General features: G+C 70.9%; 17 protein-coding genes. 3 read left to right on the top strand and 14 right to left on the bottom strand.

Features of this window, described 5'->3' with window-relative positions; genetic code table 11:
* Window positions 1–12 precede the first annotated feature (12 nt).
* On the top strand, window positions 13–477 hold the full coding sequence (locus G3I78_RS41685) for a hypothetical protein (protein ID WP_164434729.1): 465 nt from the start codon (window positions 13–15) through the stop codon (window positions 475–477).
* On the opposite strand, the gene G3I78_RS41680 is transcribed toward G3I78_RS41685, so the two are convergent.
* On the bottom strand, window positions 444–614 hold the full coding sequence (locus tag G3I78_RS41680) for a hypothetical protein (protein ID WP_164434666.1): 171 nt from the start codon (window positions 612–614) through the stop codon (window positions 444–446). The two genes, G3I78_RS41685 and G3I78_RS41680, sit on opposite strands and share 34 nt — an antisense overlap.
* Window positions 615–706: 92 nt before the next feature.
* Between G3I78_RS41680 and G3I78_RS41675 the strand changes: the two genes are divergently transcribed.
* Entirely contained in the window at window positions 707–1669 is a 963-nt protein-coding gene (locus tag G3I78_RS41675; RefSeq protein WP_164434727.1) for a helix-turn-helix domain-containing protein, read from the top strand.
* A 1-nt stretch (window position 1670) separates the two neighbouring features.
* On the opposite strand, the gene G3I78_RS41670 is transcribed toward G3I78_RS41675, so the two are convergent.
* From G3I78_RS41670 to G3I78_RS41630, 9 genes are all read right to left on the bottom strand, one after another.
* Window positions 1671–3044, bottom strand: coding sequence for a cytochrome P450 (locus tag G3I78_RS41670; protein WP_164434725.1), 1374 nt, complete (start codon window positions 3042–3044; stop codon window positions 1671–1673).
* Window positions 3041–4135, bottom strand: coding sequence for an epi-isozizaene synthase (cyc1, locus tag G3I78_RS41665; RefSeq protein ID WP_343243978.1), 1095 nt, complete (start codon window positions 4133–4135; stop codon window positions 3041–3043). Before cyc1 ends, G3I78_RS41670 begins: the two co-directional genes overlap by 4 nt.
* A 280-nt stretch (window positions 4136–4415) precedes the next feature.
* Window positions 4416–5066 (bottom strand): peptide deformylase, encoded by a 651-nt coding sequence (def, locus tag G3I78_RS41660; protein ID WP_164434723.1) that lies wholly within the window; start codon window positions 5064–5066, stop codon window positions 4416–4418.
* Window positions 5067–5141: 75 nt separating this feature from the next.
* On the bottom strand, window positions 5142–6122 hold the full coding sequence (locus tag G3I78_RS41655; RefSeq protein WP_020119821.1) for a hypothetical protein: 981 nt from the start codon (window positions 6120–6122) through the stop codon (window positions 5142–5144).
* A gap of 104 nt (window positions 6123–6226) precedes the next feature.
* Window positions 6227–7393 carry an HD domain-containing protein gene (locus G3I78_RS41650; protein ID WP_343243975.1) on the bottom strand — a complete coding sequence of 389 codons (1167 nt, stop codon included), beginning with the start codon at window positions 7391–7393 and terminating at the stop codon, window positions 6227–6229.
* 179 nt (window positions 7394–7572) lie between these two features.
* Window positions 7573–8916 (bottom strand): HD-GYP domain-containing protein, encoded by a 1344-nt coding sequence (locus G3I78_RS41645; RefSeq protein ID WP_164434720.1) that lies wholly within the window; start codon window positions 8914–8916, stop codon window positions 7573–7575.
* Window positions 8917–9094: 178 nt separating this feature from the next.
* Window positions 9095–9502: a roadblock/LC7 domain-containing protein gene (locus G3I78_RS41640; protein ID WP_164434718.1), complete on the bottom strand. Its 408-nt coding sequence runs from the start codon at window positions 9500–9502 to the stop codon at window positions 9095–9097.
* Window positions 9503–9833: 331 nt separating this feature from the next.
* A complete protein-coding gene (locus G3I78_RS41635) occupies window positions 9834–10667 on the bottom strand; it encodes a hypothetical protein (protein ID WP_164434716.1) in 834 nt (277 codons plus the stop codon).
* On the bottom strand, window positions 10664–11038 hold the full coding sequence (locus G3I78_RS41630; protein WP_203616236.1) for a hypothetical protein: 375 nt from the start codon (window positions 11036–11038) through the stop codon (window positions 10664–10666). Before G3I78_RS41630 ends, G3I78_RS41635 begins: the two co-directional genes overlap by 4 nt.
* A 154-nt stretch (window positions 11039–11192) precedes the next feature.
* On the opposite strand from G3I78_RS41630, the gene G3I78_RS41625 reads away from it, so the two are divergent.
* On the top strand, window positions 11193–11558 hold the full coding sequence (locus tag G3I78_RS41625) for a hypothetical protein (RefSeq protein ID WP_164434714.1): 366 nt from the start codon (window positions 11193–11195) through the stop codon (window positions 11556–11558).
* Window positions 11559–11613: 55 nt separating this feature from the next.
* Here G3I78_RS41625 and rsrA read toward each other — a convergent pair whose 3' ends face one another.
* From rsrA to G3I78_RS41605, 4 genes are all read right to left on the bottom strand, one after another.
* Window positions 11614–11925, bottom strand: a complete 312-nt coding sequence (rsrA, locus tag G3I78_RS41620) for a mycothiol system anti-sigma-R factor (RefSeq protein WP_164434712.1) — start codon at window positions 11923–11925, stop codon at window positions 11614–11616.
* Window positions 11922–12605, bottom strand: coding sequence for an RNA polymerase sigma factor SigR (gene sigR / locus G3I78_RS41615; RefSeq protein WP_343243974.1), 684 nt, complete (start codon window positions 12603–12605; stop codon window positions 11922–11924). The genes rsrA and sigR overlap by 4 nt, the downstream gene beginning before the upstream one ends.
* Window positions 12606–12885: 280 nt before the next feature.
* Entirely contained in the window at window positions 12886–13515 is a 630-nt protein-coding gene (locus G3I78_RS41610) for an alpha/beta family hydrolase (protein ID WP_164434708.1), read from the bottom strand.
* A gap of 1 nt (window position 13516) precedes the next feature.
* The gene (locus G3I78_RS41605; protein ID WP_164434706.1) at window positions 13517–14332 is read right to left on the bottom strand and encodes an SOS response-associated peptidase; all 816 of its coding nucleotides are present in this window, start codon (window positions 14330–14332) and stop codon (window positions 13517–13519) included.
* Window positions 14333–14344 lie beyond the last annotated feature (12 nt).

The raw sequence follows: 14344 nt of genomic DNA, 5'->3' as shown, positions 1-14344 counted from the left end.
AGGAGGCCACCCATGCGCCCGATCCGTACGACGATCCCCGCTCTCGTGACGCTGACGCTGCTCCTCGCGGGCTGCGGCGGCGAATCCGGGGCCGGAAAGGCCGGAGAGGAAAGGGGAGGCGGCGCCAGTGTGACGCCGTCCTCCCCCGCGCCCGCCCCGACCGGTTGCCGGTCCCCGGCGGAGCTCGGCGCCACCGACAGCGGGGACACCGTGTGCCTGGCGGTGGGCGGTACGGTCCGGATCAGCCTCGACGGGACCAAGGGCCGTCCGTGGAAGCCGGTCGCCGTGGACGGCTCCGGGCTGGAGGCCGCCAACAGCGGTGTCGTCCTGCTCCCCGGTGACGCGAGCGCCGCGTACACGGCGGTCTCGGCGGGCCGGGTGCGGCTGAGTTCGTCGCGCCCGCTGTGCGCCACCGAGACCGGTCGGGTGTCGTGCAAGGGGATTCAGGAGTGGTGGGTCACCGTGGAGGTGAAGTAACGCCTCTGCGCTTCCCGGATCTGGCGGTCGACGCGCTTGTCGTGCACGAGCCCGATCACCGAGGGGAGCACCAGCAGGACGAGGATTCCGAGCACGGTCAGCATTCCGATCAGTCCTTCTGTCTGTGCGGTCGTCATGTCACTACTGTCGCGCCGAGTACTCCTTACAAACAGTGGCAGGACTGCCGCACACCCTCGATTTACTGCCAACTCTGCGGCACACTGGCAGCATGCTGACAAACGTGGCCGCCGTCGTCCTGGACGGCGTGAACCCCTTCGAACTCGGCGTCGTCTGCGAGGTCTTCGGCACCGACCGCAGTGACGACGGACTGCCGGTGTACGACTTCGCGGTCGCCTCGGCCGAGGGCCCGAGCCTGGCCTCCCGCGCGGGCTTCGCCATCCAGGTCGAGCACGGTCTGGAGCGCCTGGAGTCGGCCGACCTGATCGCCGTACCGGCCGGCGCCTGCTACGAGACCCGGGACTTCCCGCCCGAGCTGCTGGACGCCCTGCGGCGCGGGGTCGAGCGCGGGGCCCGGGTGCTGAGCGTGTGCTCCGGCGTCTTCGTGCTGGCCGCCGCCGGGCTGCTCGACGGACGGCGCTGCGCCGTGCACTGGCACCACGCCGACGAGCTGTCGCTGGCGTACCCGCGGCTCACGGTCGAGCCGGACGTGCTCTACGTCGACGAGGACCCGGTCATCACCTCCGCGGGCACCGCCGCCGGGATCGACGCCTGTCTGCACATCGTGCGCAAGGAGCAGGGCCCGGAGGTGGCCAACAAGATCGCCCGCCGGATGGTCGTACCGCCGCACCGGGACGGCGGACAGGCGCAGTACATCGAGCGGCCGCTGCCGAGGCACTCGGGCGACAGCCTCGGCGAGGTGCTCGTGTGGATGGAGCGGCATCTCGACGAGGAGGTCACCGTCGAGCAGCTCGCCGAGCGCGCCCACATGTCCCCGCGCACCTTCGCCCGCCGCTTCCAGCAGGAGACCGGCACGACTCCGTACCGCTGGATCCTGCGCCAGCGGGTGCTGCTGGCGCAGCGGCTGCTGGAGGCGACCGACGAGACGGTGGACGCGATCGCCGGCCGAACCGGGTTCGGCACGGCGGCCGCGCTGCGCCACCAGTTCCTGCGCGCGGTGGGCACCACCCCGCACGCCTACCGGCGCACCTTCCAGGGCCCAGAGGCCGCCTGAGCTACCGCCTCGGCACCGGCCTCAGCAGCAGCCGGTGGGGCTTCAGCGTGATCCCCACCCTGGGTTCGTCCCTGGACCCGGGCACCTGCTCGAAGCGGTACTTCCGGGCCAGCTCCGCCGTGATCAGCGTCAGCTGGGCCATAGAGAAGTGGTCGCTCGGGCACTTGCGGTTGCCGGTGCTGAACGGACTCATGGCGTGTTTCGGCACCGACCCGGCCCGCTCCGGACTCCAGCGCCCGGGATCGAACTCCAGGCTGTCGTCGTACGACTTCGGATCGCGCTGGATCGCATACGGGCTGTAGACGATGTCGGCCCCGGCCGGAATGCGATAGCCACCGAGTTCCGTGTCGCGGATCGCCCGCCGCGTCAATATCCACACGGCCGGCCGCAAACGCATGACCTCGATCACCACGCGGTTCGTATGCGTGAGCGACCGGACGTCCTCGAATGCCACGGGACCACCCCCGGTGACCGATTCGACTTCCGCGCACACCTTGTCCGCGTGTTCCGGGTGTTCGGCGAGAGCCTGAAGCAACCACATGACGGTGGCCGCGACCGTTTCGCTGCCCGGGGTGAGTATCGCGACCACCTGGTCGTGGATCTCCTGCTCCCCGATGGGTTCGCCATTCTCGTCCCGGGCGGCCAGCAATGCCGTCAGCAAATCGTCCGGTTTTTGACCGGATGCCCTGCGCTCGGCGACGATCTCGTCGACGAGGAGATGCAAATCGGCCAGGGCCCGATTGAATTTACGGTTGGGCGGCAGGGGCAGCCGGTACAGCGGCCCCGCGGGTATCACCATCCGCCGGTACATGCCCCGGAAGACGGTGGCGAGCGCGACGCACAGCCGCTCGGCGCGCTCGTCCATGAAGTCCCCGCGCAGCAGACAGCGGGCGGCCACCCGCACGGCGACCCGGAACGCCTCGGAGGTGCAGTCGACGGTCTCCCCCGGCTGCCAGCGCTCGGCGAGCGCGCGGGCCTCCTCCTCCATGATCGGCCCGTACGCCGGGATGGCGTCGAGCCGGAACGCGGGCTGGATGACCCGCCGCTGGCGCCGGTGCTGAGGGCCGTTCGCGGTGGCCACGCCCTCCTTGCCGACCAGCCCCTCCAGGGACTCCCACAGCGGCCCGGCGATGATGAAGTCCGGGTTGAGCGCCACCGCGCCGGTGAGTTCCGGGGTGGTCGGCGCGTACACGGTCTTGGGGCCGATCCTGAGGCGTACGACGTCGCCGTGGCGCCTGAGTCCGGACATGAAGGTCAGCGGATCGCGGACCATCCGCCAGCCGTGGCCGAGGACGGGGACCCGTCCGCCCGCGAACGGCGGCTCACCCGACTCGGGAGCCGCCGCGGCTTCGGGTTTCACGGATTCGACGGTCATTTCTCACCTGCCGCTTCGTTGTTGACGTACGGGGGCGTGGACCGGTCGTCCCAGCTGTCGACCATGTAGCGGCCGGACTCGTGGTGAAACCAGTAGACGGTGCTGAACCAGTTGCGCATATTGCCGACGCAGGACCTGACGGCGGACTTCAGTTCCTTTCCGCGCGCGGTGCCGTCGTCGAGCCCCTCGGCGAATCGGAGGGCTTCCGCCTCGGCGATCAGAAAGGCGTCCACACACTTCACGACCACGCGCCGTAATTCCCGGATCGACTCCTCCAGGGTCAGCCCCTTGTGTTTGATGAGGCTGAGTCCGAGATTGTGGACCTCGTCGCCCGCGATTTCCTTGGGCAGCGAGCACAGGTCGTTGTACCAGGCGGCGAATTCCTGACTCAGCAGAGCCGCCCTGCGATATGCGGGTTCCTTCCTTATCCGGTCCGGGAGTTCACAGCCGGCGGTCAGTTCCAGCAGATCCGTCCAGATCCAGTGCGCGAAGGTGAGCCGGCGCAGTGCCAGATATTCCTCGACCGTGGGAATGACTCCCGCGGTGCGATTGCGGAATTCCTGGTCGTACGCCTCGATCACCTGGTGGAAGTGCCGGGCGAACCGGAGGTTCCAGGTCCGCGGCAGGAACGAGTACAGCCGCAGCACGCTGTCCGCGAACGCGGCGACCAGCGCGTCCTCGTGGTGCAGATGCTCCCGGGGGGAGTCGAGCGCCGCGTGCAAGCGGAACCTGAGCCGCCGCCAGGCGGCGGGACGGCGGTGGACGATGTCGCGGTCGTGCCGGTCGTCCCAGACGAAGAACCACGCGCTGTAGTCCGCTATCGCCTGGAGGACCTCGTCGGGTGCGCCGAGGTAGTACCCCGCCATCAAGTCCGTATAGCACAGTCCGTCGGCATATTCCGCCACCTTGTCCGCCGGCATGAGCCGCTTTTCCAGGAGCCAGGTCCGGGTCTTCTCCTGGAGCCTGGGCCAATACGGGTGCAGTTGCCTGGGAAACGCTGCCTCGATCACCGGGAGAGAGAGCGACGGTGGAACCGCGATCGCCGACGGCAACGGCGACGACGACGTGATGCTGTGTGAAAAAGCAGGCACGAACAAACCCCTTCCAGCCGCCAGTTGACGCACGCCCTCCCGCTGAACCGGGCGTGCGCCGTTGCGTATCCCCGCACTTCCCATTCAGCACCACAACTGACCGTTCTGGGAACGGATTTGCTCCATTCACTACCCCATGGTGCCTAGATTCTCCCCTTGCGTGACCGGAATCGGATCACTACATGAGCACATCCGATCGAACGTGCGACGCACATGCGAACGGCGCCTGTTCGGGGAGTGATTCCCGGACAGGCGCCGTGCGGAGGTGGGCGGTGCGACGTCAGTCGTTGGCGACCACGGGGTAGCGAGGCTCGTTCTCGGCCATCTGCCGCAGCGCGTCCTTGCGTTCGCGCTTGGAGAGCCGGTCGATGTACAGGTAGCCGTAGAGATGGTCGGTCTCGTGCTGCAAACACCGGGCGAAGTAGCCGGTGCCGCGGACCTTGACCGGGTTGCCCTTCTCGTCCTGGCCGGTCACCTCGGCGTAGTCCGGGCGGGCGAGCGGGGCGTACGCGGTGGGCACCGACAGACAGCCCTCGTTGCTCTCGTCCAGCTGGCGCCGGTCGGCGGGCAGGTCCACGAGCTTCGGGTTGCAGACGACACCCACGTGCCGACGGCCCTCGTCGTCCTGGCAGTCGTAGACGAAGACCTTCAGGTCGACACCGATCTGGTTGGCGGCGAGACCCACGCCCTCGGCGGTGCGCTGCGAGGCGAACATGTCCGCGACCAGCTGGTCCAGCTCCGCACCGAACTCGGTGACGTCCTTGCACTCCTTGTGCAGTACGGGGTTCCCGACGACGGTGATGGGCCGCGAGGTGCCGCGCTCACGCCAGGCGTTCTCCCGCTCCTCGGTCTCCTCGATGTCGACGACGAACCCCTCGTCGTCGACGGGGAGCACGCCCGCGTGCTGCTGATCGGTGTCCTGCTGGGCCATGACCTACGGATGCCTTCCTGCACAAACAAAAGAACCAAAGGGGGGTGTGACGCTGCTACAGCCTACGGCGAATGTTCAGCAGACCTCTTCGAGATCCCGCCAGTCCCTGGAGTCCGGGCTGTCCGCCACCCACCCGTCCAGCAGTCCCCGGACCAGCGAGGCAGGCGCAGCCACCCCGCACTCCCGCTCCGGCACCCACAGCTGACCGTCGGTCCGGTGCCCCAGCGGGCCCGGGTGTCCCGGCTCACTGTGGTCGTGCGGATCGAGATGCTCCCCGTCGCCCTCGTCGGACGGCATCCGCGACTCGGAACACATCCGGCACAGCAGCCGTACCGACGACGACCAGTCCTCCGCCGCGAACCCGGCGTCCGCCGCCAACTGCTCCAGCGCGTCCCGGTCCGCCTCGGTGGCGGCTTCCAGCAGCACCACCCACGTCGGCACCGGCGAGGGCGCCCACAGCTCGATCTCGTCGAAGACGGGGTACGCGTGCCCGGACGCCGTGGTCCGCTCGCCGTGCGGCACCCCGTCGTGCAGTACGACCTCGCCCCAGCGCCGCCCCGAGGACGGCAGCGGGATCGACAGCACCTCGATGCGGGCGGGGTCCAGCCGCCGCCCCCAGACCACCTCGGCCTCGCCCTCGGGAGACAGCCGTACGGCCGCGCTGCCCAGGTCCATCCCCAGCGGCTCGCCCGAGGCGGTGGCGCCGCCCGGCACCCGCAGCCCGTACGCCTGCCAGGCCCGCCGGGCGAGCGGCCAGTCCTGGAGCGCGGTCGCGGCGATGCCGACGTTCCACCAGTCGGGCGCCCCGGTCTCCCGGTCGAGCAGCGCGACGGCACGCAGGCCCGCGGCCCGCGCCTGCTCCCAGTCGTGCCGGAACTTGTGCAGGAGGGCGAGGTTGAACCAGGACTCGGACAGCCACGGCTCCAGGTCCGCGGCACGTGTCAGCAACGCGCCCGCGTCCTCGTAGCGACCGTCGCCGATCAGGGTGAACGCGCGGTCCGTGGCCTGCCGCCAGGAGGCGGAGGGCCGGTGCCGTCCCTTGCCGAAGATCCTCACGATTCCCGCCTGCCAGTTCCGTCGAGTGGGCTGGCTGTGCCCCCGGACACCCTCTCTCTCGCATCCAACCACGTGTGGTCGGAAGGGCGCTCATTACCCATGGGTTACCCACCCATGGGCGAGGTCAGACAGTCTCTTGACAGCACTCTGGCCAGCGCCTCCACGACCTCCGGAGCGTAGTCCCCCGCGGTGGCCAGGCGCAGCTCCTCGAGCGCGGTCAGCGGCCCGCCGGGCCCGGCGTCGCGCGCCTTCTCCTCGTACGCGTTCACCGCCCGCACGATCCGCGCGGCGAGCGGCTGCTCCCGGAAGGGGTCCGCCTGCCGCTCCACGACCACGGCGACGGCCGCGTCCACCCCCGTCTGCCGTACGACGGCCCCACCGAGCAGGGCGATCCGGCGCTGTTCGGCGACGGGCAGACCCGCGGTGGCACCCGCGGGCACCGGGTCGACGAGGCTGAGCTGGCCGATGTCGTGCATGAGGGCGGCGTACTCCAGGACGGTGAGTTCGGGCCGGGAAAGGCCCAGGTCGCGCCCGACCTCGCGGCTGAGCGCGGCGACCCTGCGGGCGTGCCCGGCGGGGGTGTACCCGGCGATCTCGGTGGCCCGGGCGAGGGAGGCGATGGTCTGCCGGTAGGTGGAGCGCACGGCCGCGTACCGGCGCACGGAGAGCTGGGTGAGCAGCAGCGGCACGGAGAACACCGGCAGCGCCCACAGCCCTACGACGGCCACCGCGAGCGCCATCACCGCGCCGGTGGCGACCACGGCGGACCCGATGCCGAGCAGGGCCCGCAGCTCGTCCCTGAGCAGCGGGCCGAAGGGCCAGCGGGTCCGGGAGTGCGCGAGCGCGGCGGCGAGCACGGCGTCGCACAGCGCGGTGAGCGAGAGCAGGGCGAGCAGCAGCAGGGCGTAGGCGGGGCCGCGCCACTGCGCGAACGCCCCCTGGTTGTAGAGAGGTTGGAAGCACACGGCCGCGAACCCGACGGTCAGGACACGGCGGGCGAGCTGGTCGGCGGTGGGGCCCTGGCCGCGCGCGATGTGCGGCACGCAGCCGACGAGAAAGGCGGCGAGCACGACGGCGACGACCTGGGCGACGCCGTGATGCGTGGGTTGACCCGCGTTCTCGCCGAGCAGCGCGTACGACAGCGCCCCGGCGGCACCGAGCGGCGCGGCCTCCCTGGCATGCGGGCCACTGCGCCGGTTGAGCTCACCGACGGTGATCAGCACCCCGAACGCGAGAGCGGTACCGCGCTCCTCCAGCCCGGTCCGGAGCACGGCGGCGAGACAGCCGAGGGCGAGGAGGGCGGCGGAGGCGTGGACGAGGGTGAGCGGGAGGGGCGACCGGGGAACCCGCCTGGGCGTACGGGGTTCCGGCCGCGGGGACCGCTTGGGCCTCCCGTGTTCCGGCCGAGGCCCAGGCTCCGGCGCACCGGGGACAGGTCGAGGCCCCGCGCTCACCGCCGCGCTCCCGGCCGCCCCACGACTCCCGGCCGGGGCCGGGGGAGATCGGCCTCACCGGTCCCGTCCGCCTCGCCCGTCTCCTCCGTCTCGTCCGCCGTGACCGCCGGATGCCAGCCATGCCGGGACAGCGCCCGGACCAGGGCCGTCACCATCCGTGGGTCGAACTGGCTGCCCGCACACCGCTCCAGCTCCTCCAGCGCGGCACCCACCGGTCGGGCCCGCCGGTAGGAGCGGGTGGACGTCATCGCGTCGAAGGCGTCGGCGACGGCCACCACTCGCGCGGACTCCGGGATCTGCGCCCCCAGCAGCCCGTACGGATACCCGCTCCCGTCCAGCCGCTCATGGTGGTGGAGCACGGCGGCCCTGGCCTCCCCGAGGAAGGAGATGCCCCGCACCATCTCGTGCCCGTACTCCGGGTGCAGCTCGATGATCCGGCGCTCCTCGGGCGTCAATGGCCCGTCCTTCCTGAGCAGCCGCGTCGGCACCCCGAGCTTGCCCACGTCGTGCAGGATCCCGGCGAACCGCAGCACCTCGGTCCTGGTGTCGTCCATGCCGAGCTCCCGCGCGATCATCATCGACGCCTGCCCGACCCGCTCGCTGTGCCCGCGCGTGTACTCGTCCTTGATGTCGACGGCCTGCACGAGAGCGCGGATGGTGGCCTGATGCGCGGCCCGCTCCCGGTGGTACTGCGCGAACACCCACCACGACACGCACATCGGCAACAGCACGAGCAACGCGGCGCCGGGGCCGTAGGGACTGCGCCACAGCACGGCCATCATCAGCCCGGCCAGTCCGTGTACGGCGACGGGGGCGAGGGAGCGGAGAAAGAGACCGCGCCAGGCCCGCCGTACGGGAATCCGCTCGGCCAGCGCCAGGATGCCGCCGTCCAGCAGGCTCAGCAGCAGGCAGAACGCGAGCACCGCGACGCCGGCCGGGACCAGGGCGTAGGGGAAGTCGGAGGCCACGACCGCGTTCCGGCCTCCCATCGCCCAGTGGACGCGGGCAGCGACCCAGACGCCGACGGCGAGCTGTGCGGCGCGCCAGACCCGGCGCAGCAGCCGGGGTCCGTGGTCGACGCGGGACAGCAGCGCCCCCGGCAGCGCCACGAGGGCGGCGGCGGGCGGCGGGAGGAGGAAGGCGCCGGCCAGCAGGACGGGGTGGAAGGTGCCGGCGAGGCGCCAGCGGGCGGCGATCCGCTCGCATCCGGCGTACAGGGCGGCGAGCAGGGCGACGGCCCACCAGGGGGCGCGGATGCCCGGCAGCGGCAGCAGACAGACCAGGGCGACGAGGGCCACGCCGGCGACGTACGCGCGCGCCCGTGCCGGTACCGCCTCCACGCCAACGTCCTCCCCGGCCGCGCCTGTTCCGGCTCCGGAGCCTAGGACCAGGGGTGGGGCGCGTGGACCGCATATCGGGGAATCGACGAGCCCACGGGCTCCGGATTAGCCCGATCGAGTGACCATCGACCGAACGTTCCTGCGCGTGTCCGTGCGGTCAGCGGTCAGCGGTCAGCGGTCAGCGTGCGACGTCCGCGGCGAGCACCTTGCTCAGTTCCTCGACGGCGGCCGGTGACTCGCGCTGGAACGCGGCGAGGTCGAGACCCTCGTCGCCCATGACGGTGAGCAGTGCCCGATCGCCGACGGCCGTCACCACGACGTGTCCCGAACCGCCCCGCACGACCACTTCCCGCAGCGCTCCGGCACCGGCCTGGTCGGCCATCCGGCGGCCGACGCCGAGGGTCGCGGCGGCGAGCGCGGCGACCGACTCCGGGTGCACGGAGTCGACGTCCGCGACGACGAGCAGTCCGTCCGCGGTGGACAGGACGCTCTCGCTGACGCCCATCACCCGGTCCCGCAGCGAGGCCAGGATGTCGGTGAGGGAGGAGGCGGAGTCGTGCGGCTCGGGGGACGGCATTTCGGTCATGGACACGTGCTCCTTGGTCCGGACGTCGGCGGTTCGGTCGGACTTCTGCTGTCGGGAAGCGCCCGCAACCCCTGCCGGACGCGACGCAACGTCTCGACGGAGGGCTGGTCCGCGGCCAGTTCCTCGGGTGTGGGGGTGGGATACGCGAAGGGCGGGGACGAATCGGAGGGGACGGCTCCGCGGATGGGGAGGGCGGGGGGTGCGGAGGAGGGGGCGGGGCGGCTGGGTCCGGAGGTGGCTGAGGTGTCTTTGGTGCCTGAGGTGTCTTTGGTTCTCGCGTTTCCTGTGGTGCCTAAGGGCTTCTGCCCCGTGGGCTTTTCGGGTCTTCGGCTCACCGGTCGCCCCTCTCTCCGCGATCCCGTGCAGCGGATCTGCCGGGCCGGCGCTTGGGCAGCGGGCCGCCGCCGGGCGGGGCGGGCCCGGGGTCGGCGGAGGGGCCAGGTGTCACCCGGGGCGCGGTGCTGGGCCGTTCACCGGGGGCGGTCCTGCCCTCCCACCGGATCAGTCCCAGCGTCTCCAGACGCTTGAGGTCCAGCATCACGGCGTAGAGCCCCCGTCCGAGCGCGAAGGCGAGATCCCGTGGCGTACGACGGCCGTTGACGCTCCCGAGCAGCTCCTGGAGCCGCGACGACAGCCACGCGCCGGGCCCGAGTTCCGCCACCGACTCCGGCCTGGCACGGGCCAGTTCGCCCACCGAGCTGCCCGCCCGGCCACGGCCGAGCACCCCGGTCCGCCGGGCGATCTCCTCGGTCAGCGACCGCGGTTCCACGCCGGCCGCCACCAGCGCGGGCTCCCGCTCGCCCGTCTCCCAACCGCCCGGCGCGCTGAGCGCCATGGCGAAGGCGCCGTCGAAGACGGCCGCCGTGCAGACGATCTGGAGCTCCGCCGCGCCGATCAGCCCGGCCGACACCAGATGTCCGCCCAGCCGGTCGGCGTCGGGTTCGGTGGCGCAGGCCGTCAGCCACGCCTCGTCGTCGATGCGGCCGGTGGTGAGGAGGGCCGAGGTGGCCGTCGGCGCGCCGGGTGTCTCGATCGCGCCGACCAGGCCGTCCCGGAGGTGGATCGTTCCGCCGGGTGCCCCGGAGACCCGGACCGTCCCGGTGAACTCCTCCTCGCGCAGCGCCTGGAGGAGCGCGGGGACGTTACGGGCCGCGGGCGCTCTCACGCCAGCACCTCGGCCACCTGGTCGCCGAGACTGCGCAGAGCGAGCGCCACGTTGGCCCGGTCGCGGTCCAGTCCGGCCGCGAGGAGCAGAGGGTCACCGGTGGGCCGTACGACGGAGAACAGCATCTGGTGCCGGCGCCGGCTGGTCAGCACCACGCTCTCCAGCTCGCCCTCCGCGCCGGCCGCACCGAGCCGGTCGACGATGAGAGCGGCGAGTTCGCAGGCCTCCGGGCCGTCCCCGGCCTCGGTGACGTCACCGGCGGCGCCGTAGACAAGCCCGGTCACCGCGTCGACGAGGGCGACACCGGTGACTCCGGGGGCGTCGAGCAGCCGGTCCAGGGAGGTCTGGAGCGCCGTCGCCTTTTCCCCCATTGGCCCTCCACGGTCAGACACCACGCACTACTTTGAACGACAAGTTCCGTCACAAACACCAAAGTTGGCGTTAAGTGACTCACGAGTCGCTTCGCGTCGATCGTAGTTGGCCGAGCATCGACCGGTCAGCAGCACGGAAGAATTGAGGAAACCCGTGAACATCGAGACCGCGCTCAAGGAAGCCATGGGTCTGGACGGCGCGATCGGCGCCGCGATCGTGGACTATGACAGCGGCATGTCGCTCGGCGCCCTCGGCGGCGGTCAGGGCCTCGACCTGGAACTCGCGGCGGCGGGAAACACCGAGGTGGTGCGCGCGAAGATGCGCACCCTGGCCTCGCTGGACATGGACGACGTGATCGAGGACATCCTGATCACGCTCGGGAAGCAGTACCACCTGATCCGCCCGCTCACCAGCAGCAGCGGCGCGCTCTTCTTCTACGTCGCCCTCGACCGGGCCCGCAGCAACCTGGCGCTGGCCCGGCACGGACTCAAGCGGATCGAGAACGGTCTGGAGATCTGATCCCGCGGTACCCCGCGGGACCGGCGGCACGGCGGCCGGTGACGCTCAGGACCGGTCAGGACTCCTGCGGTGTCACCGGCGCGGCCGTCACGTCGTGATCCGGCACGGCCTGTCCCGAGCGGATCAGGTCGAGCCGCCCCAGGACCTTGGCGCGCAGGTCGGTCGGCACGTCGTCCTGACCGCAGCACCGCTTGACCAGCTTCTTCACGGCCTCTTCCAGGCCGTACTTCTCCAGGCACGGCGAGCACTCCGTGAAGTGCTGCTTGAACTTGGCGCGGTCGACGTCCGGCATCTCACTGTCGAGGAACTCGTAGAGATGATCGAGCACCTCAGTGCAGTCCGTCTCGTGGTGCTCTCCGCAGCTCATGAGACCGAGCCTTTCGCTTCGTCCGACTCTCCGGCACCGGCCGGGACGAGCCCGCGCTCACGCGCGTAGTCCTCCAGCATGCCGCGCAGTTGACGGCGGCCGCGGTGCAGGCGGGACATCACCGTACCGATGGGTGTCCCCATGATGTCGGCGATCTCCTTGTACGCAAAGCCCTCTACGTCAGCGAGGTAGACGGCAATGCGGAACTCCTCGGGGATCGCCTGGAGCGCTTCCTTCACGTCCGAGTCGGGCAGGTGGTCGAGCGCCTGCGACTCGGCGGAGCGCAGACCGGTCGACATGTGCGACTCGGCGCGGGCGAGCTGCCAGTCCTCGATCTCCTCGGCCGCGGAGCGCTGGGGCTCACGCTGCTTCTTGCGGTACGAGTTGATGAACGTGTTGGTGAGGATCCGGTACAGCCACGCCTTGAGGTTGGTGCCCTCACGGAACTGGTGGAAGGACGCGTACGCCTTGGCGTACGTCTCCTGCACCAGGTCTTCGGCGTCGGCCGGGTTGCGCGTCATGCGCAGGGCGGCCGAGTACATCTGGTCGAGGAATTCGAGCGCGTCCCGCTCGAAGCGCGCCGTGCGCTCCGCGTCGGTCTCCGTGCTCGTGCCCTGGCCCTCGGGCTGCTCCGCCTGGCCGTTGTCGGTCCCTGCGTCGATCCCAGTGACCGGACCCACCTCCTCAAGATTCCGGGCAGCATCGAAACCGGTGCCACCGGAATTGGAGGATAGACGACTACCCACCCCGGCCGCCCCTCGAATCGGGGTGGCCTTGGTCGCGCGCAGCACCGTCCAGTCCAGGTCAGCGCGGCTGCTGCGGCTCGGGCAGAAGGTCGAACCCATGCGGCGGACTTCCTCTCTACGACGGTCGGTGCTGGTTTCTCAGCACTTCTGTCCGCCTCAACAGAGGTCCACCGCTCAACATTCCCGGGCCGTCACCCCAGTGACCCGCTCCACTTCACGCCAGTGACCCGCTCCACTTCACGACCGCGTCCGTGATGACCGTCACGGCCTCCTCCTGGGTGATCTCCGCCCGCTTCGGCACCGCGAAGCCGTGATCGCCGTAGGGCACTTCGACGAGTTCGAAGGCTCCGTCCGGGAACTCCTCGGGCTTCCCGAACGGATCGTTGCCTCCCTGGACGACCAGGGTGGGCACCCCGGATCCGAGCAGTTCGTCGGCGCGCGACTTCTCCGGCTTGCCGGGCGGGTGCAGCGGGAAACTGAGGGCGAGCACGGCGGCGGCGCCCAGCTCCACGGCCGTACGGCAGGCGACCCGGGCCCCCGCGCTGCGGCCGCCGGAGATCACCGGCAGACCGGGCTTCACCAACGCGGGCCAGATCCCGCGCCACCCCACGTCGAGCGTCTTCGGCGCGGGCGCGAGCTTCTTGCCGGCCACCCGCCAGGGCTGCTCCACCAGGGCCACGGTCACCCCGTGGTCCGGCAGCACCCGCGCGAGCGCCTGGAGGTCCCGCGCCTCGACGCCCCCGCCCGCCCCGTGGCTCACAGCCAGGACGAACCGTGCCCGCTTCGCCTTGTGCCAGGTGACGCGGGCGTCCCCCGCGTCCGTGCCGATGATCTCGAAGGTCATGTCAGAAGAGTGTGCCCTCTTCGGGTCCTTCGAGTTCCTTCAGCAGCTCCGGGCCGTTGTTGCGGACATTGCTGACGGCGGTGGAGACCGGGTAGGCGCGCATCAGCCCCTCGGGCGGCGGCGCGAGCAGCGAGCGCAGGTCCTCCACGTCGGTGCGGGACGGGTCGAGCCAGGTGTCCCAGCGGTCCGGGGTGAGCATGAGCGGCATCCGGGGGTGGATGTCGGCGAGGGCGCGCGGTCCGTCGGCCGGGGAGACGGCCAGCGGGCTCGTCTCGGCCTCGGTGGTGATCACGGAGCAGGTCACCCACCAGGCCAGCGGGTGGTCGTCGGGCAGGGTCCTGTCCCGCCAGAACTCGTACAGCCCGGCCATCGCGAAGACCGAGCCGTCGGCGGGCAGCACGAAGTAGGGCTGCTTGCGCGGCCGCTTCTTCTTCCCCTCGACCTCCAGATCGCGCTCCTGGGTGCCGGTGACCCACTCGTAGTAGCCGTCGGCCGGGATGACGCACCGGCGGGTGGCGAAGGCCCTCTTGAACGACGGCTTCTCGTGCACGGTCTCCGCGCGGGCGTTGATCATCCGGGCGGCGCCCTCGGGGGTCTTCGACCAGCTCGGGACCAGTCCCCACTTCAGCTTCCGCAGCTGCCGAACCGGCCGCGGGTCGTCGGCGTCCTTAAGAGGGCGGTCCAGGACGGCATAGACCTCCTTGGTCGGGGCCACGTTGTAGTCGGGCTCCAAGGACTCCTCGGGTTCCCACTTCTCGATCTCAAAGATTCCTGCGAGATCCTCGGGCCTACGACTGGCCGCATACCGTCCGCACATACGTGCCACACT

This window comes from Streptomyces sp. SID13726 (genome assembly GCF_010548375.1).
In the GTDB taxonomy this organism is placed as follows: Bacteria; Actinomycetota; Actinomycetes; order Streptomycetales; family Streptomycetaceae; genus Streptomyces.
Note: the sequence above shows the minus strand (reverse complement) of the source record. Positions and strands in the feature narration are given on the sequence as shown.

Coding starts and splice junctions, on each gene's coding strand:
- G3I78_RS41685 (WP_164434729.1), top strand. CDS start 13: ATGCGCCCGATCCGTACGACGATCCCCGCTCTCGTGACGCTGACGCTG.
- G3I78_RS41680 (WP_164434666.1), bottom strand. CDS start 614: ATGACGACCGCACAGACAGAAGGACTGATCGGAATGCTGACCGTGCTC.
- G3I78_RS41675 (WP_164434727.1), top strand. CDS start 707: ATGCTGACAAACGTGGCCGCCGTCGTCCTGGACGGCGTGAACCCCTTC.
- G3I78_RS41670 (WP_164434725.1), bottom strand. CDS start 3,044: ATGACCGTCGAATCCGTGAAACCCGAAGCCGCGGCGGCTCCCGAGTCG.
- def (WP_164434723.1), bottom strand. CDS start 5,066: ATGGCCCAGCAGGACACCGATCAGCAGCACGCGGGCGTGCTCCCCGTC.
- G3I78_RS41640 (WP_164434718.1), bottom strand. CDS start 9,502: ATGACCGAAATGCCGTCCCCCGAGCCGCACGACTCCGCCTCCTCCCTC.
- G3I78_RS41630 (WP_203616236.1), bottom strand. CDS start 11,038: ATGGGGGAAAAGGCGACGGCGCTCCAGACCTCCCTGGACCGGCTGCTC.
- rsrA (WP_164434712.1), bottom strand. CDS start 11,925: ATGAGCTGCGGAGAGCACCACGAGACGGACTGCACTGAGGTGCTCGAT.
- G3I78_RS41610 (WP_164434708.1), bottom strand. CDS start 13,515: ATGACCTTCGAGATCATCGGCACGGACGCGGGGGACGCCCGCGTCACC.
- G3I78_RS41605 (WP_164434706.1), bottom strand. CDS start 14,332: ATGTGCGGACGGTATGCGGCCAGTCGTAGGCCCGAGGATCTCGCAGGA.